Below are 230 nucleotides of genomic sequence, written 5' to 3' on the forward strand. Positions count from 1 at the left end.
TGCTCCCGTCAGCTCCGTGTAGAGCAGGTCGTAATCGGAAGACAGGGCGAAATTGTCATCCGAGAGGTCATAGACGGAGAACACGTTGCCGACAAGCGGCAGCAGTTTCAGGACAAAGGCTTCACGCTTCTCTTCCGGCACTTCATCGGCAAACTCGTTTTCCACGACTTCGCGGAGGATGGCGTAACGGGAATAATGCAGCCCGCGCAGCAGCGTGTCCATCGCCAGTT

At 56.5% G+C, this 230-nt stretch carries 1 protein-coding gene; it reads right to left on the bottom strand.

Annotated elements, in window-relative coordinates:
- Positions 1-230: DUF1896 family protein (locus DW640_RS23425; protein ID WP_117579014.1), on the bottom strand; the 230-nt coding region annotated here is incomplete at both ends.

It is taken from the genome of Bacteroides sp. AM23-12 (genome assembly GCF_003434395.1).
GTDB lineage: Bacteria > Bacteroidota > Bacteroidia > Bacteroidales > Bacteroidaceae > Bacteroides > Bacteroides thetaiotaomicron.